This window comes from Clostridium sartagoforme (assembly GCF_004794105.1).
Classification (GTDB): domain Bacteria; phylum Bacillota; class Clostridia; order Clostridiales; family Clostridiaceae; genus Clostridium; species Clostridium sartagoforme_B.
Genome location: NZ_SRYR01000014.1, coordinates 36882 through 60711, shown reverse-complemented (window position 1 = coordinate 60711; position 23830 = coordinate 36882). Strand labels below are relative to the sequence as shown.

At 29.8% G+C, this 23830-nt stretch carries 22 protein-coding genes and 3 tRNA genes; 2 read left to right on the top strand and 23 right to left on the bottom strand.

Features of this window, described 5'->3' with window-relative positions:
- Positions 1 to 58 precede the first annotated feature (58 nt).
- The 22 genes from E5347_RS15510 to purR form a co-directional block, all read right to left on the bottom strand.
- Positions 59 to 135 (bottom strand) — tRNA-Met (locus E5347_RS15510).
- A gap of 7 nt (positions 136 to 142) precedes the next feature.
- Positions 143 to 218 (bottom strand) — tRNA-Met (locus tag E5347_RS15505).
- 22 nt (positions 219 to 240) lie between these two features.
- Positions 241 to 327 (bottom strand) — tRNA-Leu (locus E5347_RS15500).
- A gap of 189 nt (positions 328 to 516) precedes the next feature.
- A complete protein-coding gene (locus E5347_RS15495; protein WP_136008129.1) occupies positions 517 to 924 on the bottom strand; it encodes a S1 domain-containing RNA-binding protein in 408 nt (135 codons plus the stop codon).
- Positions 925 to 1008: 84 nt separating this feature from the next.
- Positions 1009 to 1293, bottom strand: coding sequence for an FtsB family cell division protein (locus E5347_RS15490; protein WP_243109802.1), 285 nt, complete (start codon positions 1291 to 1293; stop codon positions 1009 to 1011).
- A gap of 82 nt (positions 1294 to 1375) precedes the next feature.
- Positions 1376 to 1765, bottom strand: a complete 390-nt coding sequence (gene yabQ, locus E5347_RS15485) for a spore cortex biosynthesis protein YabQ (RefSeq protein ID WP_136008128.1) — start codon at positions 1763 to 1765, stop codon at positions 1376 to 1378.
- 8 nt (positions 1766 to 1773) lie between these two features.
- A complete protein-coding gene (gene yabP / locus E5347_RS15480) occupies positions 1774 to 2067 on the bottom strand; it encodes a sporulation protein YabP (RefSeq protein WP_136008127.1) in 294 nt (97 codons plus the stop codon).
- 51 nt (positions 2068 to 2118) lie between these two features.
- Positions 2119 to 2379, bottom strand: coding sequence for an RNA-binding S4 domain-containing protein (locus tag E5347_RS15475; RefSeq protein WP_136008126.1), 261 nt, complete (start codon positions 2377 to 2379; stop codon positions 2119 to 2121).
- A gap of 61 nt (positions 2380 to 2440) precedes the next feature.
- Positions 2441 to 2716: an HU family DNA-binding protein gene (locus tag E5347_RS15470; RefSeq protein ID WP_016206851.1), complete on the bottom strand. Its 276-nt coding sequence runs from the start codon at positions 2714 to 2716 to the stop codon at positions 2441 to 2443.
- A 213-nt stretch (positions 2717 to 2929) separates the two neighbouring features.
- The gene (gene mazG, locus E5347_RS15465) at positions 2930 to 4390 is read right to left on the bottom strand and encodes a nucleoside triphosphate pyrophosphohydrolase (protein ID WP_136008125.1); all 1461 of its coding nucleotides are present in this window, start codon (positions 4388 to 4390) and stop codon (positions 2930 to 2932) included.
- 18 nt (positions 4391 to 4408) lie between these two features.
- Positions 4409 to 5944 (bottom strand): putative polysaccharide biosynthesis protein, encoded by a 1536-nt coding sequence (locus E5347_RS15460; RefSeq protein WP_136008124.1) that lies wholly within the window; start codon positions 5942 to 5944, stop codon positions 4409 to 4411.
- Between the two features lie 98 nt (positions 5945 to 6042).
- Positions 6043 to 6591 (bottom strand): stage V sporulation protein T, encoded by a 549-nt coding sequence (gene spoVT, locus E5347_RS15455; RefSeq protein WP_136008123.1) that lies wholly within the window; start codon positions 6589 to 6591, stop codon positions 6043 to 6045.
- Positions 6592 to 6961: 370 nt separating this feature from the next.
- Entirely contained in the window at positions 6962 to 7939 is a 978-nt protein-coding gene (locus tag E5347_RS15450) for a peptidylprolyl isomerase (RefSeq protein ID WP_136008122.1), read from the bottom strand.
- A 99-nt stretch (positions 7940 to 8038) separates the two neighbouring features.
- Positions 8039 to 11548, bottom strand: a complete 3510-nt coding sequence (gene mfd / locus E5347_RS15445) for a transcription-repair coupling factor (protein WP_136008121.1) — start codon at positions 11546 to 11548, stop codon at positions 8039 to 8041.
- An 18-nt stretch (positions 11549 to 11566) separates the two neighbouring features.
- On the bottom strand, positions 11567 to 12142 hold the full coding sequence (gene pth / locus E5347_RS15440) for an aminoacyl-tRNA hydrolase (RefSeq protein ID WP_136008120.1): 576 nt from the start codon (positions 12140 to 12142) through the stop codon (positions 11567 to 11569).
- A gap of 97 nt (positions 12143 to 12239) precedes the next feature.
- Positions 12240 to 13367, bottom strand: a complete 1128-nt coding sequence (locus tag E5347_RS15435) for a S1C family serine protease (protein WP_243109801.1) — start codon at positions 13365 to 13367, stop codon at positions 12240 to 12242.
- Positions 13368 to 13393: 26 nt separating this feature from the next.
- Positions 13394 to 14818 (bottom strand): sensor histidine kinase, encoded by a 1425-nt coding sequence (locus E5347_RS15430; protein WP_136008118.1) that lies wholly within the window; start codon positions 14816 to 14818, stop codon positions 13394 to 13396.
- Complete coding sequence (locus E5347_RS15425) at positions 14819 to 15505, bottom strand: response regulator transcription factor (protein ID WP_136008133.1); 687 nt, start codon at positions 15503 to 15505, stop codon at positions 14819 to 14821.
- 177 nt (positions 15506 to 15682) lie between these two features.
- A complete protein-coding gene (locus E5347_RS15420; protein ID WP_136008117.1) occupies positions 15683 to 16642 on the bottom strand; it encodes a ribose-phosphate diphosphokinase in 960 nt (319 codons plus the stop codon).
- A 243-nt stretch (positions 16643 to 16885) separates the two neighbouring features.
- The gene (glmU, locus tag E5347_RS15415; protein WP_136008116.1) at positions 16886 to 18259 is read right to left on the bottom strand and encodes a bifunctional UDP-N-acetylglucosamine diphosphorylase/glucosamine-1-phosphate N-acetyltransferase GlmU; all 1374 of its coding nucleotides are present in this window, start codon (positions 18257 to 18259) and stop codon (positions 16886 to 16888) included.
- A 285-nt stretch (positions 18260 to 18544) separates the two neighbouring features.
- A complete protein-coding gene (gene spoVG / locus E5347_RS15410) occupies positions 18545 to 18829 on the bottom strand; it encodes a septation regulator SpoVG (RefSeq protein WP_136008115.1) in 285 nt (94 codons plus the stop codon).
- Between the two features lie 138 nt (positions 18830 to 18967).
- Positions 18968 to 19786 (bottom strand): pur operon repressor, encoded by an 819-nt coding sequence (purR, locus tag E5347_RS15405; protein WP_136008114.1) that lies wholly within the window; start codon positions 19784 to 19786, stop codon positions 18968 to 18970.
- 290 nt (positions 19787 to 20076) lie between these two features.
- On the opposite strand from purR, the gene murC reads away from it, so the two are divergent.
- Positions 20077 to 21453: a UDP-N-acetylmuramate--L-alanine ligase gene (gene murC, locus E5347_RS15400; RefSeq protein ID WP_136008113.1), complete on the top strand. Its 1377-nt coding sequence runs from the start codon at positions 20077 to 20079 to the stop codon at positions 21451 to 21453.
- A 249-nt stretch (positions 21454 to 21702) separates the two neighbouring features.
- A complete protein-coding gene (locus E5347_RS15395; protein WP_136008112.1) occupies positions 21703 to 22521 on the top strand; it encodes a purine-nucleoside phosphorylase in 819 nt (272 codons plus the stop codon).
- Between the two features lie 112 nt (positions 22522 to 22633).
- Here E5347_RS15395 and E5347_RS15390 read toward each other — a convergent pair whose 3' ends face one another.
- Positions 22634 to 23713 (bottom strand): M24 family metallopeptidase, encoded by a 1080-nt coding sequence (locus tag E5347_RS15390; protein ID WP_136008111.1) that lies wholly within the window; start codon positions 23711 to 23713, stop codon positions 22634 to 22636.
- Between the last annotated feature and the right edge of the window lie 117 nt (positions 23714 to 23830).

The following is a 23830-nucleotide window of genomic DNA, read 5'->3' as shown; positions in this document are numbered from 1 at the left end:
TATCGCTACCGCAGGATTTTAAGTCCTGTGCGTCTGCCTGTTCCGCCACTTCAGCATATGGTAGCGGAAATAGGACTTGAACCTACGACACCCCGGGTATGAACCGAGTGCTCTAGCCAGCTGAGCTATTCCGCCACATTTTTGGTTGCGGGGGCAGGACTTGAACCTACGACCTTCGGGTTATGAGCCCGACGAGCTGCCAACTGCTCCACCCCGCGACATTATAAGTTGAATTTAGCTTGGTGCTGAAGACCGGAATCGAACCGGTACGGTATCGCTACCGCAGGATTTTAAGTCCTGTGCGTCTGCCTGTTCCGCCACTTCAGCGTATTATTTTCCGTCGCCCCTCAGCGACAAAATTAATTATATATGATGTTTTATATAGTGTCAACATCTTTTTTTCATTTTTTTATAAGTTTAATTTTAATCTAATTATAAAAGGCTAATATGCTCAATGATATCAGCCTTTTATATAGATTTATATATTAAATTTATATGATGTCTAATTAATAATTATTAATTTTTTCTTCCACCTTTAGATTTGAAATCTTGTTTCTTTTTAACATCTTGCATTCTTTCTTCACTATCCTTTAAGAACCTTGACATTATATCTTCAAAATTTCCTGTATTTGTACTAGTCTTCTTACCTTCTGAAACCCAATCTATTTCAACAGGCTTAGCTGATTTTTTTTGAACATTAGCTTGTTTTATTGATAAGCTAATCTTCCCATTATCATCTATTGATATTACCTTAACCTTAACCTTATCTTGCTCGTTAAGATGTTGTCTAATATCCTTAACAAATGAATCTGCCACTTCTGAAATGTGAACCAGCCCTGTTTTACCTTCTATTTCTACGAAAGCTCCAAAACTAGTTATATTAACCACTGTACCTTCTAATATGTTTCCTGCCATCAAGGTCATGCTACAAAGATTCCTCCTTAAAAATTAAATAATATATGTTATTTATAATAATAACCTCTTTTTAATAGTTTTAAAACATATTTATCAATTTTGCTTTTGGGAATTCACAACTTTTTCTCCTTCTTTAATCATCCCTAGTCTTTTCCTCGCTTGTTCCTCAAAATATTCATTAGAACCAGCCTTTATAAGATCTGCCTCTAATTTACTATTTTTACTTTTAAGCTCATCTAATTGTTCTTGACTATTAACAATATCCTCTTTTATCCTTTTAATTGTAACTTCCTGTTTAATATAATTAAAAACAAAAATTGCAAAAATCAAAACTATAACTAATCTTTTAAGAGTAATTTGCTTTTTAATTGCCCTCACCCTCTTTAAAATATATTATATAATATATTTTAAACACTATATATACTTTATTCAAGATTTTTTTTATTGTTACTGATTTTATCTACTTTTTTCCTGAAATACTATAAAAAATCACCTTAACTGGATAAATTACCGTCTTAAATACTATTCTTATAGCTTTTCCAAATACGCTAATTAGATAAAGTTCTATTTTCAAAACCATTGGACTAATAAATTTTAAATAAATTACTAAAGTAACAATCATAAATACATATACATAAGGATTTAAGAAAGCATAGTTCATATAAAGTAAAAAAGTAAATACAGCAAGTGATGTAAATATCCAAAATAATATGTCCTCAACCATAATAATTATTTTAGGCACCTTTGCTCCTCTTACTATATTATATAAATCATATAACACTCCAATTAATATGCCTGATAAAATAGAATATAAAACTATGTTAAATTGTACATTAATAGGTAACGGCATACTTTCACCTACTTAAATAATTTACTTATTATACTTTCTTTTTCTTTTTTAACTTCTTTACTGCTATATACTATGGAGGCTGTATTTCCTACTATTATCACATCACCATTCTGAACATCTAACTTATTCATTTTTAGTTCAGATCCCTTTATCGTTAAAAATCCTAGTTTTGTATTTAATAATATCTTTTCATCATCAAAACTTATAACTTCCTCAACCCCTGTTAGGGTTAATTTTTTTCTACTTTCTAAAACTATATTACTTCTTGGTTCTTCAAGCTTATTCTCATTCTTCTTTTCCATTTAATCTCCTCCACATATTCTTTATAAAAATATATGAAAGAGACCTTCTATTTATTCTTTATCTTCTTCCCCTTCAAGAATCTCGTACATTTCTTTCGCATTTTCTTTTTTAACATGCTCTGCAATATTAATTATTCTTGCCTTTAAGGATCTATTTGCAAATTTAATTTCTATAATGTCTCCTTCTTTTATAGTGGTAGAAGGTTTAGCAACTTTGCCATTTATAGATACTCTCTCCCCCTCACAAACTTCCTTTGCAACAGTTCTTCTCTTTATAATTCTAGATACTTTAAGGTATTTATCTAATCTCATCTTTCTCTCCTTATATTTCTATTTATTAAAAGAACCCGAGTACACTCGGGTTCTTAATATACTATTTATTAACTTTTTCTTTGAATTCTTTACCAGCTTTAAATACTGGAACAGTTGAAGCTGGGATATTGATTGTTTCTTTAGTTCTTGGATTTCTTCCTTCTCTTGCAGCTCTTTCTCTAGTTTCGAAAGTACCGAATCCAACTAATTGTACTTTTTCACCTTTTTCTAAAGCTTCTTCAACGCTTTCGATGAATGCTTTTAATGCTAATTCTGCATCCTTCTTAGTTAATTTACTTTTTTCTGACATGCTAGTGATTAATTCTGCTTTATTCACAATTACATCCTCCTTAAATAACCCGTATATTTTAGTAGTTAACTATTTCTTCAAATATGTACTATAACTACATTCTCTTATTATATATCGACTTTTAGAACTAGTCTATAACTTGATGAATATTTTGTTATAAAAGCTATTTCTTACAATAAGTTATTTATAGTATAGTATAAACCAATATATATTATTCTTCAAAAAACTTATAAATCCTTCTTATTTTTTGTTATTTTCTTCACTTTTTGCTTTTTCCCATATTTCATCCATTTCTTCTAAAGTCATTTCGGCTAATTTTTTATTACTTTTAATGGCTGTTTCCTCTATATAAGAAAATCTATTTATAAATTTTTTAATAGTTAAATTTAAAGCATCTTCCTCATCTATGTCTAATAGTCTTGCTATATTAACACATGCAAAGATCAAGTCTCCTACCTCACCTTTTATTTTCTCCTTATTATTGGATTTATATACATCTAATACCTCTTTTAATTCTTCTTCAACTTTCAAAGCAGCATCTTCAACTCTATCCCAGTCAAAGCCTACCTTTGCAGCCTTTTTCTGAACCTTATTCGCTCTAATTAAAGAAGGCAGTGTTCTAGCTATTCCATTCATTTCGTCTGTAATAGTTTCAAAGTCTTTTTCCTTTTTCTTAAGCTCTTCCCAATTTACTAAGACCTCTCCGCTATTTTCTACATTAACATCTCCAAAGACATGTGGATGCCTATAAATCATTTTCTCGCAAATAGCTCCTATAACATCAGAAATATTGAAATATCCATCATCTTTTCCTATGGAAGCATGGAAAATTACATGTAGTAAAACATCTCCTAGTTCTTCTATTAACCCATCAATATCATCTTTTTCTATTGCTTCAACAACTTCATAAGCCTCTTCAACAATTTGATTCTTGATACTTTCATGACTTTGTTCCATATCCCATGGGCAACCATTTTCTCCCCTTAGTATATCTATAATCTCAACTAAATCATTAAAATCTTTTCTATTATCTTCATTCCTTGGTATATAAATTGATGTTGAATAATCTATATCCTCTTGCATATCAAGCTCATATAATGGAATTTTTCTTACAGAATCTCTGCTATTTATATCTTCATCTCTAACAAATATTATTTCTGTTTCATCATTATAGTATTCAAGAAGCTTAAGTTTAACTTCAGAAGCTATTATAGGATTATAAATTTGCGTTATTATCGTTCCTACTCTTTTGTCTAGGACTTGATTGTTAATATCAAAAGCATCTATTATCTTAAGTCCTTCTATAGGATCTATCTTTAGCATATCCATCATAGAATCTATAAAGCTTACTGCCGGATATATCTTATATTTAATTCCCTTTTCTTCACATAAAGATATTAAATTAAATACTGATTTTTCAGCAACTAAAGGGTGTCCAGGAACTGCATAAACTAACTCTTCACTTTCCTTATAGTTATTAATTATATCTTTAGCTATATTATCATAAACCTCGTCAAAATTTTCTGATGTCTCATAATAATGGTCATATGTTTTAAACTCACTAATTTTATCTTTTAGGTAATCAATAGAAGGATGTTTTCCTGTTCTAAAAAAAACATTTTTTCCTTCTTCTAATGCTTTAACAGCTCCAATAGTTAAAGCTTCTGGTGATCCAGGTCCTAAACCTATTATCTTTATCATTAGGATCTCTCCTTATCTTTAATTTTTTACTATCCTATTTTTTATATCATCTATACTAAATATTCTTAAAGTTAATATTAGTATTCCATATATAATAATACCTAAAAATATAGCTATTAAGCAAGAATAAGTATTACTTCCAGTTTTATTATATACAAAAGAATAGGAGAATAAGGATATTATTATCATAACTACAGATGCAATAATTGGTTTAATAAAAGTTTGAATTACATTTAAGCTAAGTCTAAGCTTTCTTTTTATAGATATCATATTTAATACAGTAGCTATAATATATGCAGCTATACTGGCAATAACAGCTCCATATATATTTATCTCTGGAATAGGAACTAATAAATAAGTCAATACAACTTTAACTATGCAGCCAATAAACAAATTAATTATTGGTCTTATATAATGACCTATACCCTGCATTATAGATGTAGTAGTTTGCGTTATTATAATAAATGGCACAGATATTGATAAATACTTAAGAATTAATATGCCATCATATTTCCCGGGAAATATAACCATCATAATTGGGCCTGCTAGAAAATATAGTCCAAGAGTGCATGGCATCGCTATAAGCATTGATAACTTAATAGATAGTTGAACCTTATCTTGTACATCTTTTCTTCTATTCATTATATAGTTTTCTGCTATGATAGGAATTAAAGCTGTCCCTAACGCCATTGACAACGTTAATGGTATATTAGTAATTACATTTGCTTTTCCTGTTAGTTGAGCGTATAGAACTGTTGCCATTTCTGATGTTAAGCCAGATTGTAGGAGCTTTTGTGGAACTAGTATAGAATCTATTAAACTCATAATAGTTCCTACTGTAGCACCTAAAGATATGGGCAGGGCTATTCTTAAAATCGAAGATAGTACTTCAGGATTGCTCTTAACCCGCTTATTCCACATTTCCTTTTTTACTTTTTTATATTTTTCATAAAGGTAACTTGCACCTATTACTCCTCCTGCTGCTGCACCAAAAGCTGCTCCCCCTGCTGCAAATTCAATTCCTTTAGGTAATAAGAAAATAGCAAGTCCTACTCCAATTACCACTCTACCAAGCTGCTCTAGAATCTGTGATACTCCTGAAGGAGTCATGTTTTGAAGCCCCTGGAAGAACCCTCTATAAATAGTCATTATAGAAATGATAAAAGGTGCAAAGGATATTCCAAGTAATGCATAATATGATTTCATATCCCACTGAACAAATCTTATAATAGGTTTAGCAAAAAAGAATAATATAAGGGTTGTACCAACTCCAAGTAGCATCATTAACAATGTAGATTCTTTTACTATTACAAATATACCTTCTATATCTCCCTTAGCCTTCTTTTCTGATATCATTTTTGAAATTGCTACAGGAACTCCTGAAGCCATTGCAACGAAAAACATATATAGAGGGTATGACATTTGATAATACCCAACACCTTCATCACCAATAAGCATAATCAGCGGCCACCTAAAGAATAATCCAAAAAACCTTGCAACTATTCCTGCTATTCCTAAAATTAAACTTGCCTTTATTAATGATTGTTTCTTCATAAAATACCTCCAAACTTAAATTGCTGTTAATAAATTTTTATTTTAAGTTTAGAGGTATTATTACTTTTATTGATAACTTTATATTTTATTAATTAGTTCTATTGTTCCATTTGCTTTCCTAAGAAAGAAGAAGCTGTCTCTGCAAGCTTTAACTCTAATTCTCCAAGCTTTTCTCCTGACTCCTTAGATAGTATAATAACAGCACCTATTGCATCGCCTTCAGCTATTATAGGTGATATAACTTGACTTACGTAATTTCCACCTTCTTCATCGTTATGTAATGGAATTGCTTTATTTTGTTCTGTTATTAAAACAGCCTTTCTTTCTTCCATTATTTCTTCTAATTCTGAACTTACCTTTCTTTCGATATAGTCCTTTTTAGAAGCACCGCTAACTGAAATAAAAGCATCCTTATCTGCGATTAAAACAATATGTCCTATTGCTTGTTGTAAACTTTCAGCATATTCCTTTGAAAAGTCAGTTAATTCTCCAATAGGTGAGTATTTCTTTAATATTACTCCACCTTCTCTATCAGTGAAAATCTCTAAAGGATCTCCTTCTCTGATCCTTAAAGTTCTTCTTATTTCTTTTGGTATAACAACTCTTCCTAAGTCATCAATTCGTCTAACTATCCCTGTTGCTTTCATTATTCCGAGATACCTCCTTACATTTATAATAATTAGTTGCAATATTATTATTTGACTACTTAGAAATTTTATACCCATATAACCAAAATTTATAATAATATATATTTTATATTAAATTAAGTAGGAGTTTTTAACATATTATGCTCGTCTGACCTGACCTCGCAAGCTCCAAGTAATAAAATGCGCTGCATTTTATTAATGAAAGAATGAAAAAATTAAAAAATGAAAGAATGATTATAAATAAAAGAGGTTTTGCATAGCAAAACCTCTTCCTTCATTCTTTCATTACCTTAATTTTTTCATTTTAAGATTCCTCGCATTTTAACAAGAAAAACTCAGGTTTCCCTAAGTTTTTCTTATTAATTATTAATTAAAGTCTTTTTTCGTATGTTTTAACTTTAAGATCTTTTTTCCATTGTTCTATAGTAGTTGTATATATTTCATTTTTCTCTTCATTTTCTAAAGTAGACTTTATAGTTTCCTTAGATTCATCAAATGACTTTTCTTTATAATCAGTAACTTTAATTATATGATATCCATGAGTGCTTTTTACAAGATCAGAAATTTCACCTTCTTTTAATTTCTTAAAGCCTTCTGTAAATTCTGTAACATACTTTGTTGTATCATAAGTTGTAACACCTAAACTACCACCATTTTCTTTAGTTCCAGGATCTTCAGAGAATTCCTTAGCTAAAGCTGCAAAATCTTCACCATTAACAGCCCTTTCTCTTATTTCCTTAGCCTTTGCTTCATCCTTAATTAGAATGTGTGATACATTAGCTTCTCTAAAGCTATCTAAATGCTCATCATAGTAAGTCTTTAGTTCATCATCTGTAGTATTTATATCCTTAAATATTTCTTCTGTAACTTTATTTGTTGAAAGATTTACTTTAATACTCTCATTTAACTTAGCTGTATATTCTTCTAAAGTTAAATCAATATCTTCTAAAGCTTTAGTAAAGGCTTCTTCTCCACCTAGTTGTTCTTTTAAACCTTCAATATATTCTGTAACACCAGCATCTATCTCTTCTTGAGTAGGCTCTAATCCTAGCTCTTCTGCTTTTTTAAGCATCATTTTTTGTTCAACTAAAAGATTTAAAGCTTGAGTTCTTAATTCTTTAACTTGTTCTGCTAAATCAGGATTAGTTTCATAATCTTCACCATATCGGCTTAAATAAGGATCTGCTATTTCATCAACTTCTCCTCTTGTAACTTTTAAATCCCCAACCTTAGCTAAAACTGTTTTTTTAATTGATTCCGGCGTTCTTTGAATCATTTCACAACCTACTGCTGAAAAAGCAAAAATACTTAGTGCTCCCACAGCTATTAATTTTTTAATTCTAATCAATGATGTTCCCTCATTTCTATATAATTTGTTTCAATCCCTTTAATTCTACATCAATAGTATATCAATATTGTGTCAGTTATTCAATTTTTTATATTAGCTTTAAATATTTTTAATTAGGTTGTCTAGCATCTCTTTAAATAGTCCTAGCATACCTTCTTTTTTGATTTCTGATAATCTTACTGCAAAATATGGCTTTTCTCCAAACATTAAGAATACCTTATCCTTATAGTTTTCTAACAAATTCTTATATATATTATTTATATTACTTGCTCCATCAGCAAATATAAATCTTATTTCCTTTGGCATTTCTTTAACTTCTTCTATAGAAAGCTGTTTTGCCCTACCCTTTATATAAGCTATATCCATTAAATTATATACTGGATCAGGAATTTCTGAATATCTATCCTCAAGCTCTGCTTTAATATCCATATAATCATCTAGTCCATCTATTGCAGCAATCTTTTTATAAACCTCAATTTTTTGAATTTCATCCTCAATATAGGTGCCAGGTATATATGCATCAACCTTAATATCTACTGTTGTTTCAATTGGTTCCTTCTCAATCTCACCTTTAACTATCTTAATAGTATCTTCTAACATCCTACAGTATAAATCATAACCTATAGCTGCCATATGCCCATGTTGAGCTGAGCCCATCATATTTCCTGCTCCTCTTATTTCTAAATCTCTCATGGCAATTTTGAATCCTGATCCAAGCTCTGTAAAGTCCTTAAGGGCCTTAAGCCTCTTCTCAGCTACTTCTGTAAGAACCTTATCTTTAGTGTACATAAAATATGCATAAGCTATTCTATTGGATCTTCCTACTCTACCTCTTAATTGGTATAGCTGGGATAATCCCATTTTGTCAGAGTCGTGAATTATCATAGTATTAACGTTAGGTATATCTATTCCAGTTTCTATAATAGTTGTACATACTAAGATGTCATATTCCCTATTCATAAAACTAATCATTTCTTTTTCTAACTGTCTTTCAGTCATCTGCCCATGTATTATTCCAACTTTACACTCAGGAACTAGTTCACTAATATACCTAGCCATAGCATCTATGCTATCAACTCTGTTATAAACATAATAAACTTGACCTTCTCTATTCACTTCCCTCAATATAGCATCTCTAACAAGCTGATCATTTTGTTCAACTACATAAGTTTGTATTGGATATCTTTCTTCTGGAGGTGTTTCTATAACAGAAATATCTCTAGCTCCAGTTAAGGACATGTGAAGAGTTCTTGGAATCGGCGTAGCACTTAAAGTTAATACATCTACATTCTTCTTTAAACTCTTAATTTTTTCTTTTTGAGCAACTCCAAATCTTTGTTCTTCATCTATTATTAATAGACCTAAATCCTTAAATACTATATCCTTGGAAACTAATCTATGAGTTCCAATAACTATATCAACATTACCTTCCTTAGCTGCCTGTAATGTAAGTTTTTGTTCCTTAGCACTTCTAAACCTACTAATCATATCAATCTTAACTGGGAAGTCTGAGAATCTTTTAAGCATATTTTTATAATGTTGCTCTGCTAAAATAGTAGTTGGAACTAAGAAAGCCACCTGCTTTCCATCCATTACTGCTTTAAATGCTGCTCTTACTGCAACTTCAGTTTTTCCATATCCAACATCACCACATAAAAGTCTATCCATCGGCTTATCTGATTCCATATTTGCCTTTATTTCTTCTAATGATGTTAATTGGTCTGGAGTTTCTTCAAATGGGAACTCGTCTTCAAACTGTCTTTGCCATTCAGTATCTTTACTAAACTTATATCCCTTAAGAGTAGCCCTTGTAGCATATAACTTAACTAAATCTTCAGCTATTTCATTTATTGATTTCTTAACTTTTGCCTTAGCTTTAGTCCACTCATTACTTCCTAATTTATTTACCTTAGGAGTTTTTCCTTCACTACCTATATATTTTTGAACTAAATCTAATTGATCTACAGGAACATATAGCTTATCACCTTTATCATAAACTATATCTAAGTAATCCCTCTTATGTCCCCCTACTTCAATTTGCTTAATCCCTTTATACACACCAACTCCATGATTTGCATGTACTACATAATCCCCAAGCTTTAATTCTGCAAAGCTCTTTATTTTTCCTACGCCTTTTTTCTGGCTCTTTCTCTTAGAAATCTTTCTTTTAGCTTCTCCAAATACGTCTTTATCTGATATAATACATATTTTTAAATCTGGATACTCGAAACCCTTTAAAAGATTGCCAAAAGTAATAACTACTTCTCCAAACTCTATAGATTGTATATCTTCTCTGTAAGAACTCTCTATTTCTCTATCTCTTAATGTATTTACAAGTCTTTCTCCCCTTGTTCTTGTACCAGATAAGATAATAGTTTTAAATCCTTTTTCCTTCTTTTCCTTAATATCTTCAATTAATAAATCTAATTGCCCTTGATAACTATTTAATGTTAATGCATTAATATTATATTTTGAAATAGGTGATAAGAAATTGCTATTAGCTTCAAAAACATCTAAAGTTATAACTTTTTGATTATCTAATCTTTCTAATAAATCATTCTTATCTATTAAAAGTCTATTTTGAGACGGCAAAACACCTCCCCTTTGTAGGAAAGCTTCATAATTCTCAATAAACTCAAAGTAACAACTCTCTAGTTTACCTTCACATTTTTTAATATCATCTACGACATATGTATAATTTTTCACATAGTCAAAAAAGCTATTTGGTTTTTCATAAAAGTATGGCAAATAACTATCTACAGTTTCAAAAGTAAGCAATTCAGTTAAGGCTTCTATATTAGCTTTTACTATTTTTTCAAGCTTTTCTATCCTCTCCTTATCAGAACTTCCCTTACCCTTAATTTCTTCAAATTCCTTTAAGATGCTTTCTTTTCCTCTATTTAGGGCTTCTTCATTTAATATAATTTCTTTAGCAGGAAACACTTCCATCATGTCAACCTTTTCAATACTTCTCTGTGATTCAGTATTAAAAGTTCTTATAGAGTCTATAGTGTCACCAAAAAGCTCTATTCTATATGGATAAGTAGTCGTTGGTGGAAAAACATCTAATATTCCACCTCTTAAGGAGAACTCTCCCTTACCTTCAACAGCTTCAACTCTTTCATATCCACATTCTAATAACTTTTGAGATAGAGCTTTAAAATCAACTTCATCATCAACCTTTAATTCAAAATTATATTCTTCAAATAATGCTCTAGGTGTATAGACTGAAGTAAGAGAATCTATTGAAGTTACTATTATCTTCTTAGAATCCTTCATCATCTCTTTTATTACTTTTAACCTAGCCCATCTTAAATCACCTGAAATAGCATCTATATTGTAAAAAACCACTTCCTTTGCAGGAAAATAATATATATCATTTGTATAAAAACTTAGGTCCTCATATATGTTTTTAGCCTCCATGTCACTGTGAGTTAATATCACCATGGAGGAATCTATCTTTTCAAAAATACCATATATTCCATAACTTTTACCCGAATCAGATAATCCATTTATACTGATTGGATATTTTTTATTTTTAATGCTAGATATTATTTCATTAAAAGTAGAGTTTTCACTTAAGGGCTGCAATACTCCCTTTAATCTCATTAAAATACACCATCCTTACTACGCATTTTTTGACAGCTTAAATCCATTTAATTTATTCATTGCATCTTTTGTTCCACTTTTCATTATTATTTCAACAGCTTTTGAAGAAACTTCTATAACTTCCTTTAAGTCTTCTGCTTCTTCTTTGCTAAATCTTCCTAAAACATGAGAGACTAAATCACCAGTTGGTTGTCCTACACCAATCTTTATTCTTGGGAATACATCTGTGTTTATATTTGAAATTATGCTTTTAATTCCATTATGCCCACCAGCACTTCCTTTTTCTCTTATTCTTATTTTACCAACCTCTAAGCTAATATCATCATAAATTATAATGATATCTTCTTCTGATAACTTATAGAAGCTCATTGCTTCCCTAACACTTTCTCCACTTAAATTCATATATGTTGTTGGCTTTAAAAGTATAACCTTCTCTCCCCCTATAAATCCTTCTCCAATTACACCTTTAAATTTTACCCTAGTAACATCTATATTATACTTGCTTGCAATGTAATCTATAGTCTCAAATCCAATATTATGTCTAGTTCCATCATACTTATCCCCTGGGTTGCCAAGGCCTACAACTAAAAACATAGCTCTTTCCTCCTATTGTTTATTTGGCATATTTATTATTATACTAGTTTTTTACAATAATAAAAGTCCTTTAAAAAAAATAGCAACTAAAGAGTTACTATTTTTTTATGTTGTCTAATTGTATTTTTAATTCTATTATTTTTCCTGATCTCATAACTTTGCAGTTAAGTATATCATTATTATTCTTTTTATCTAATATGCCATATATTTCATTAATATCACTTATATTATGCCCATCTATCTCTAATATTATATCGGTAGGCCTTAATCCAGCTTTATAAGATGAACTATCTTTTTTTATTCTAATCACATACAATCCTATTTCATCATCAAGATCTTCATTTTCACTAAAGCCACCTTCAATAATTCCTAATATATCTTTTATTTCATTAGTAGATTTAATAATATCATCTAATGATGTAAAATCAGCTATATAGTACATATCCTTTCTGTTCATAGCATCATTTACCTTCTTACTAGCAAATCCTATAAGTTCTCCTTTTAAATTACATATAAGTCCACCTGTGTTAACTTCTGTAATAGGTGTATTTACTTCCATTAAACTATACTCTGTATTATTTACTTCCATGCTTCTGTTAATTGAAGTTATAATTCCAGGTATAACATTATCTACGTAACTATCTCCTACAGAGTTACTAATTAATGTAATTCTTCCACCTACAATTTTCTCTTCTTTTGAGGCAATCTTAATAGGTTTTAGCTTACCATTGTAAACTATTTGAATTATTGCTACATCTATATCCTCATTAAAAACTACTATATCTGCTTTTATTGGATCATTCCCTGCTCCTGGAACCTTAACGTAAATATCTTTCATTTCTTTTACTTTAGAATAGCTAGTTAGTATTCTTCCGTTACTCTCTACTATAATCCCTGTAGAATTCCCTTCAATATACCTATTTTCTGTTAAATAATTCTTATCTGAGGCAATAGTTACTATTGAGTCCTTAACATTGTTTATTAGAGTAGAATAATCAAAGATAATATTGCTTCTTTCTTTCAGAACCCTATTTAAATTATTATATTTAAACTCAACTAATATACCTGCAGACAAAGCTCCAAATATTCCAACTATAAAGAATAAACTAATACTTTTAAAAAATATAATTAAGTTAGACTTAGCCTTTTTTCTTTTAAATCGTATTGGAGGACGATTATCATCATATAAATCTTCATTTTCATTTAAATTTTCATCATATTTCATCCTCATCACCCCTTACAATACTTTATCTATTTTTCTTCTCTTTTTAGAGTAAAAGTAAATTTAACCCCTTTATCTGGAATATTATTAACCCATATGTCTTGGTTATGTTGAGTTAATATAAGCCTTACTATAGATAATCCTAGACCTGTACTAACTTTATTTGTTCTTGATTTGTCAGTTTTATAAAATCTTTCCCAAATTTTATTGATATCTTCTCTTGGAATATTAGGTCCATTATTAAAAATGCTTACATATATGTGATCTCCCTTAGCATAGGTTTCAATTTGAATTCTACCCCCTTGCTCCCTTCCATATTTAATAGCATTCTCTAAAATATTAGTAACAACCTGAATAATCCTATCTCTATCACCTAGGCAGTATTCATGATTTTTATTAAATATAACGTCTACCTTAATATTCTTTTCTTTTATTTTTCCTTCTAAATTTAAAGTACAAAGTGTTATTATTTCATTTATATCCATCTTTATAATGTTAAGATTAAATTTCCCAGATTCCATAGATGATATATCCAGTAAATCTGTTACTAGTCTTGAAAGTCTACTTACTTCATCATTAACTATATTTAAGTAATAATTTTCTCTATCCCTTGGAATTACTCCATCAATAATTCCAGTAATAAATCCCTTAATTGAAGTAATTGGGGATCTAATCTCATGAGATACATTTGATATAAATTCTCTTCTAACAGTATCTACCTTCTCTAGTGATTCAGCCATTATATTAAAGGATTCAGCAAGATCTCCTATCTCATCTTGAGAATCTATATAAACTCTTTTTTCCACTTCACCTTGTGCTAACTTTTTAGCTGCATTATTAATTTCAGATAAAGGTTTAATTAATATTTTTTTAGCAAAATGATAGGCTACTATACTAGACAATATAACTGCACTTAAAACTGAAAGCCATATAATAGTATATAGATTTGAAGTGTTTACAGATGATATAGGCTTAGTTAATATAATTACTCCATTAAAATTATTATTACTAAATAAAGGCCTTAAGTATGCCTTACCCTTAATTTCATCGTCTCTTCTTATAAAATTATGTTGAAGCGTCTGTCCTGATTTTAATAATTCCATATCACTATCTTTAATATCTAACTTTGAATACTTTAGATAATCTAATCTTTCATCTGAAACTGTATAAACATATCCCTGCTTATCTACAATTATAGAATCCATGTCTACAGATACCTTGATAATTTTCATAGTATTTTTTAAATCTTCATAGCCTAATTCATTATTTTTATTTAAAAATTCAGAAGTAGCTTCTTCTACAATTTCTATATATTTTGCAGCTCTTTCTGACTCTTGCCTAGAGTACTCTCTATTTATCCAAGTAGATAAAAACATTCCTACTAAAATCATAACTGCTGCAGTAATAGAGGAAAAAGTAAGTAATAACTTATAAATTAGCCCCTTTTTCCTCATCTATTTCACCTCAAATTTATATCCTACTCCCCAAACTGTTTCAATTTGCCAGTTCTCTCCACCATTGATTTTTTCTCTTAATCTCTTAATATGTACATCAACAGTTCTTGAATCTCCTGGATAATCATATCCCCAAACTTCGCAAAGCAATTGCTCTCTAGTAAAAACTTTATTTTTATTACTTGCTAAATAATGAAGAAGTTCAAATTCCTTTGGTGGCATCTTTATTTCTTCGCCTTTATATACTACATTGTATGAAGCTGAATCTACCGTTAAATCAGAAAGAGTTATTAGTTCTGTATCCTTTTCATCATAGTTGTATCTTCTCATAACCGCCTTAACTCTAGCTAATAATTCTTTAGGTTCAAAGGGCTTTACTATATAATCATCAGCACCAATTTCTAATGCTAATACCTTATCAAAGGTATCACCTTTAGCTGTAAGCATAATTACAGGTATTTCATTATTTTTTCTAATCCATTTTAATACTTCTATTCCGTCCATACCCGGGAGCATTATATCTAGCAATACTATATCTGGCTTGTATTCAGTAAATAAATTGCAAGCTTCTCTTCCATTATTGCATCTTTTTGTATCATATCCTGCACTTACCAAGTACATATTTATAACTTCGCATATATTCTCATCATCATCTACTATTAATATCTTTCCAAACTTATTATCCATATTAACACCATCCTTGTTTTTATTATAATTCATTTAAAAATAATATGAGTGCTTTTAAATAAATTATAAATAATAATTAATATTTGTAACAGATTATTAACTGGTTTTTCCTTTTCTTATAATTAATAAGCCTCTAAAAAGTTTGTGCTTTTTAGAGGCTTTTTATCCTAATATGTATTAAACTTCAAATAACTTACTTATTGGTTCATCATCGTAAATTCTCTTAATTGCTTCTGCGAATAAAGGAGCCACTGATAATGCTTTAAACTTAACTAAATCATCTTTTTCTGGTAACTTTATAGTATTTAGCATAACTAATTCTTCTATCGCTGAATTATTTATTCTTTCAAAAGCTGGTCCTGATAAAACTCCATGAGTACAACATGCATAAACATGTGTAGCTCCTAAGTCCTTAAGAGCATTTGCAGCATTTGCAATAGTTCCTGCTGTATCTATCATATCATCTATTAAGATACATCTCTTGCCTTTTACTTCACCAATTATATTCATTATTTCTGAAACATTAGCTTTAGGTCTTCTCTTATCAATGATTGCTATTGGAGCATGTAATCTATCAGCAAACTTTCTAGCTCTTGTAACACTACCTAAGTCTGGTGATACAACTACAACATCATCTTTATCATCAAATCCTTTGTCAAGGAAGTATTGGCTTAATATTGGTGATCCTAATAAATGATCTACAGGTATATTAAAGTATCCTTGAATTTGTGCTGCATGTAAGTCCATAGTTAATACTCTATGTGCACCTGATGCTGTTAAAAGGTCTGCTACTAACTTTGCAGTAATTGGATCTCTTGATTTAGCCTTTCTATCTTGTCTTGCATATCCATAGTATGGCATAACAACTGTTATTCTTCCTGCTGAAGCTCTCTTAAAGGCATCTATCATTATTAATAGTTCCATAAGGTTATTATTCACAGGTGAGCTTGTTGATTGTACTATGAAAACATCTGCCCCTCTTACTGTTTCTCCTATATCAACTGATATTTCTCCATCACTAAATGTAGAAACTTTAGCCTTACCTAGCGGCAATCCTAAAATGTCTGCAATTTCTTTTGCTAATTCTGGATGTGAGTTTCCAGTAAATATCTTTATATCTTTTCCATGGGTTATCATTATATGAGGACCTCCTTAATATTTTTGGCACTTTTGTTTATTAATATATATGTTTCAATAAGTAATCTACATTTTTAATACTTATGTTACTTTAAGTAAAAAATACTTTTAAAGTAAACTACATAATATTGAAAGCATCTATCTTTTAATTTTTATATAAGTTGTCAAGCTATTTCAATTTATTAACGTTTTAATATGATGTATAAATTAATAAAATGTAAAAACTTTATTGCAACTTATATATTATTTTTTATCAGTAAGTTTTCTCTTACTAACCCAACCTTCAATATTTCTTTGTTTAGCCCTTGCTACTGCAAGTTCTCCTTCTTTCACGTCATTTACTATTGTTGAACCTGCTGCAATATAAGTATTATCTTCTACTTTAACTGGTGAAACTAAATTAGTATTACATCCAATGAAACTATTGTTTCCTATAACTGTTGTATGCTTATCTTTTCCATCGTAATTTACTACAACTGTTCCACATCCAAAATTACAGTTTTCTCCAACCTTAGCATCTCCTATATAAGTTAAGTGAGATACCTTAGTATTATTTCCTATAGTAGATTTTTTAATTTCAACAAAATCACCTATTCTTGCATTATCACCTATTACAGACTCAGGTCTTATATAAGCAAATGGTCCAACAGTGGTACTTTCCCCGATTTTACTATCTATTATAACTGAAGATTGAATTTCTACATTATTTAAAATAATACTATTTACTATGCGTGAATTTGGATATAATGTAACCCCTTCACCTATTTTAGTATTACCTTCAATGACATTCCCTGGATAAATAATAGTATCCTTACCTATTTCTACATCATCACCTATATACGTTGACCTTGGATCTATTATTGTAACTCCATTTTCCATATGTTTTAAGTTAATTCTTTGTCTTAATATTTCTTCTGCCTCAGCAAGTTGCACCCTAGAGTTTACACCTATAGTTTCTTCATAATCTATCTCTATAGCTCCTACTTTCTTGCCTTCTTCTTTTAGTATTCCTATAACATCTGTTAAATAATATTCACCTTGATTGTTATCATTAGATAACTTTTCAAGAGAGTTTAATAAACTTTCTATATCAAAGCAGTAAATAGCTGCATTCATTTCGTTAATTTTAAGCTCTTCTTCATTACAGTCCTTATGCTCAACTATCTTTAATACATCATCGCCATTTCTAACAACTCTACCGTATCCTGTTGGATCTTCAACTATTGAAGTTAATAAAGTAGCTGCGTTGTTACCTGAAACGTGTAAATCAAATAATTTTTCTACTGTTTCTGATTTAATTAAAGGTGCATCTCCTGCAAATACTCCAACTACACCTTTCTTTCCCTTTAGGAAATCAATAGCACACTTTACAGCATGACCTGTACCTAGTTGCTCTTCTTGTAAGGAATAACTTATATTTCTAGAAGCTGTCTTTTCTTTTACAAGCTCCGCTCCCTTACCTATAATAACATTTATATCTTCAATGCTAGCTTTTCTCATTGTATCAATAACATGATTAACCATTTCTTTACCAGCAACTTTATGTAAAACCTTAGGTAAATCTGATTTAATTCTTTTTCCTTGGCCCGCTGCTAATATTAATGAACATTTATACATAAAAACACACCTCACTGTCAAATGTTAAGGACAAATTTGTAACTTTTTTAAAAAACGTTCGTGAACATCTCATTCTATTATATTGTATTAAAGTCAGTATTTCAACCTTATTTATCCCTATATAATGCCAGAATTCTTAATTAAACCCTTGTATGCAAAAAAAGGCCTGTCTCACAAATTATTTGTTACTTGTGAAACATTCCTAATCTTAATAACTATTTAACCATTTAGTATATTGCAAAATTATTTTTATTATAATTTTGCAATATACTCTTTTTTCTTACATTATCCAACGATTGTTTCTGACTCATCTTCAACCTTAGCCTTTTCATAAGCTTCCAAGATTGATGTTTGAATTCTTTCTCTAGTGTCTGTGTTTATAGGATGTGCTATATCCTTAAACTCTCCATCTGGTGTCTTTCTGCTTGGCATTGCTATAAATAATCCATTTTGCCCTTCGATTACTTTAATGTCATGAACTACAAACTCATTGTCAAATGTAACAGAAACTATAGCTTTCATTTTTCCATCTGAAGCTATCTTTCTAATTCTTACATCAGTTATTGTCATTGCACTACACCTCCGTTGCTCTGATAGATATTAAATTCTATAAAATTTGTAAAAATCCTCTTGAAATTTTAAACTTTTTAAAATTTTTTTAATTTTTTAATAAATTTTGCAACTTTATTGTAGTTTTCTTTCCTTATTCTATTCAAAAATCAAATTTGAAGGCTTCACTTCTAAATTTTTCGACTCTCCTAAGTGTTTAAGTTCTACAATTGAAATATAGTCATCTACTCTTTTTTGAGCAACACTTATATTGTCAACTAGCACTCCAATACCTATAAGTTCGCTTTCAAACTCTTTTAATAAATCCTTAATTCCTTCAGCAGTTCCACCACCTCTTAAGAAATCATCTATAAATATACATTTACTTTTTGCCTTCATTGATTTCTTAGATAATGACATCTGTTGAATTCTTCCACTAGTTCCAGATACATAGTTAATAGTAACTGTAGATCCTTCTGTAACCTTGTTATCTCTTCTTATAATAACTAGTGGGATACCTAGATTTCTTGCTACTTCATAAGCTAAAGGAATACCCTTAGTTTCTACTGTAACTACATAATCAACTTCCTTATTGCAGAAAACAGAAGATAAAATAACTCCAGCTTTACTTATAATTTGTGGATTATACATTAAATCTGTCATATAAATAAAGTTACCTGGTATTATTCTACTTTCATCCTTTAACATTTCGCATAAATCTTCAGCAAACTTTTTTCTGCTTTCGTTTTCTATCCCTGGAATATACTTAATTCCTCCAGCTGCTCCTGCGATAGTTTCAACCTTCCCCATTTCTAACTTTTCTAAAATTTCTCTAACTATAACTATATCTTCACTTATGGTTGATTTAGCAGCATTTAATAAATCTGAAAACTTATTAAGGCCAATAACCTTATTAGGGTTTTCAGTTAATATTTTGGTAATGGCAACAACCCTACTATTTCTACTTAACTTTTCCAAAATTAATCACCTACATCTGTAAAATTTTCCGAATTATTTTTAAATTTAATCATACTAATATTCATATTTTATTCTATATTTTTCTCAATATCAATAGGTTTTAATCATTTACAAAGCAAATAAGTTGTATTGTTAATCTTTCCCACAGAAGTTTTTCGTAAAAATCACCTAAATTATTGAATATATAGCTTTTTAATGTGTTCATTTTCTTAAATTTGTATATAATTATAAAGTGAAACCTATTTGAAATAAATTAATATGTTGTTTTCAATAATAAAGGAGTTGATATTTTGTTATTCGATCTTAATAGAGATATAAATAAAAAAGTCCACTTTATAGGAATTGGTGGAATAAGCATGAGTGGTCTTGCAGCACTTTTACTTACTAAAGGTTTTAAAGTATCTGGTTCTGATTCTAAGGAATCAGAATTAACTAATAAGCTAAAAACTGAAGGTGCTGAAATTTACATAGGTCACAATAGAGAAAACTTAAAAGATGTTGACTTAGTAGTTTATACAGCTGCTATACCTTCAGATAATCCTGAAATAGTTGAAGCTAAGGATAAAAACATTACCTTAGTAGATAGAGCTGAATTCTTAGGATTAATTATGAAAGGACATAAGTTCAACGTTGCTGTTGCAGGTACTCACGGAAAAACTACGTGTACTTCAATGTTATCTCATGTAACTTTAAAAGCTGATTTAGACCCTACTATCTTAGTGGGTGGAGAATTAGATGTTATTGATGGTAACTTTAAAATAGGTGATAGCGAATACTTCTTAACTGAGGCATGTGAATATAAGGAATCATTCTTAAAATTTTATCCATATATAGGTATTATCTTAAATATTGATGCTGATCACTTAGATTATTATAGAGACTTAAATCATATAAAAGAAACTTTCGAGAAATTCTCTAATATAATTCCTAAAGACGGATATTTAATTGGATACTGTGAAGATGATAATGTAAAAGAAGTATTAGATAAAGCTAAATGTAATGTTATCAGATACGGAATTAATGAAGGTGATATTAGAGCTACTAATATCAGATTTGATAATAAGGGTTGTGCTACCTTTACTGTAAATAAGGACAACAAAGACTTATTTGAAGTGACTTTAAGCACAACTGGTAAGCATAATGTATTAAATGCCTTATCAACTATAGCTGTTGGCTTAATATTTAACCTTCCATACGAATCTATCATTGAAGGATTAAAAGAATGTAAGGGTGCTCACAAGAGATTTGAATATAAGGGTGAATTTAATGGAGCTACTATTATAGATGATTATGCTCATCATCCAGTTGAAATAAAAGCTACATTAGATACTGCTAAGTTAATACCTAATAACAAAATCTATGCAGTATTCCAACCTCATACCTACACTAGAACAAAAACTTTATTTGATGACTTCACTACTTGCTTTAATGAAGCAGATGAACTGCTACTTATGGACATCTATGCAGCAAGAGAAAAAGATACAGGACTTGTTTCATCTGATGAATTAGGAGATGCAATTAGAGCCACTGGTCTTAAGTGTATAAATGTTCATAGTCATGAGGAAGCTGCAGCTTACTTAAAATCTAAAGTAGAAAAAGATGATATTGTTTTAACTGTAGGTGCTGGAGATGTAGTTAAGGTTGCAGACATCATTTTAAATAATTAAAGAATGAAAAAATTTAAAAATGAAAGAATGCTTATAAAAATTCTTTTCAATTTTTTTATAGGAATCCCTTTAGAATAAAGGAGGTTTTGCTATGCAAAACCTCCTTCCTTCATTCTTTCATTCCTTCATTTTTTCATTTTTCATTTTAAATGCTTCGCATTTAAAAAATATTATTTAAATTTCCTTTATCTTTTCATTAAACTAAGTTATATTTAAGTTACAAAATAAAACTTATAAGAGGTGTAATATATGGATTTATCAACAAAAATTAAAGTTGCTGCTGATTTCATTCTAGAAAAGTCTAAATATAAGCCTGAAATTGGTTTAATTTTAGGTTCTGGGCTTGGCTCTTTAGCTGATTCTATAGAAGAACCTGAATTTTTCCCTTATGAAGAACTACCTCATTTCCCTGTATCTACTGTAGAAGGTCATGCAGGAAGATTAGTTATTGGTAAGCTTAATGGAAAAGTTGTTATAGCAATGCAAGGAAGATTCCACTTTTATGAAGGATACCATTTAAGTGAAGTTACTTTCCCAGTAAGAGTTATGAAGCTTCTTGGAGTAGAAAAACTAATAGTAACTAATGCTGCTGGTGCTGTAAATACAAGCTTTAAGCCAGGAGACTTAATGATAATAAATGATCAAATTAACTTCTCTGGAGATAATCCACTAATAGGAGCAAATCTTAAGGAATTCGGTCCAAGATTCCCTGATATGTCTAGTGCTTATACTCCTGAACTTATTAAGAAGGCAGAAGATGTAGCTAAAGAATTAAACATCGATATAAAGAAAGGTGTTTATATGATGTTTAGCGGTCCTACATATGAAACTCCTGCTGAAATAAGAATGTCTAGAGTTCTTGGAGCTGATGCTGTTGGAATGTCTACAGTTCCTGAAGTTATAATAGCTGCTCACTCTGGAATGAAGGTTCTTGGTATTTCATGCTTAACTAATATGGCTGCTGGAATACTAGATCAACCATTAAATCATGAAGAAGTAGTTGAGACTTCTAATATGGTAAAAGAAAAATTCACTTCATTAATGAATAAAATAATTGAAGTAATATAGGTGCTATCGCACAATGAAAAATGAAGAATGTATAATGAAGAATTAATGAAAAAACTCCTTTCGGAGTTTTAAAAAATAAAAGTTGAGCCGTCTTTAGGACAGCTCAATTTTTTTATTTAATTATTGTTATGTCTTTAGTTACTGAGTTTAGTACTTCACATCCATCTTTAGTTACTAATACTAAGTCTTCTATTCTAACTCCAATATCGTCTTTTAGGTATATTCCTGGTTCTATAGAGAATACCATTCCTTCTTTTACTTCTTCATTGTTAGTTGAGCTTACATCTCCAAAGTCGTGATCTTCTATTCCTATGCTATGACCAGTTCTATGAGTAAAGTATTCTCCATAACCTGCATTCTCTATATAATCCCTAGCAGCCTTATCTATTTCAGAGAACTTAACTCCTGCTTTTACTTTTCTTATAGCACTTAAATTAGCTTCTTTAACTGTATTATAAACTTCTGCATGTCTTTCACTTGGCTCTTCTCCAAAGAATACAGTTCTTGTCATATCTGAGCAGTATGAATTGTAAACTCCCCCAATATCAATTACTATACTGTGCCCCTTCTTTATTGGAGTTTTATCTGAATGATGATGAGGATCAGCTCCATTAGGACTAACAGCTACTATTGGCGGGAATGAAAATTCATTTACTCCATGGCTTTCATAAATTTCTGCTAAAAGACTTGCATAGTACTTTTCAGTCTTTCCTTCTTTTAAGTTATCCCAAAGTTCTAGCATAACTTTATCATTAATTTCTGATGACTTTTTCATTAAAGCTATTTCTTCGGCATCTTTAATCATTCTTAATCTATCAATAATAGGAGAACCATTAACAAAAGCCTTTGCTCCCTTATTTTCCATAAGTCTAATTAAGAAATGTGCTGGCCAATTTTTATCCACAGCTATAACTTCTTCTTTCTCCACAACTGTGCATAATATTTGTATTGGATCCTCTATATCTGTGTACCAAATTAAGTCTACTCCTAAGTCTTCGTAAACTGGGAATAACTTATTAACAATAAGCTTATGACTTCCTTTAGTATTTAAGTATAAAGTAACTAATCTTTCTCCTGGTGAAAACCACTTACCAGTTAAATAAAATATAGCTGGTGGTGATGACACTAGCATCTGACTTAAACCTTGCTTTTCCATTTCTCTTAATACATTATTAACTCTATCTATCTTCATTTTTTCACCTCTATTTAATTATATAAGTATATAAGTTATAAGTTATATTATACATTTTATTAAGTTATATTTAAAATATTTAAGGTAACAAATTTCCTTAAAACTTAAATAAAAACT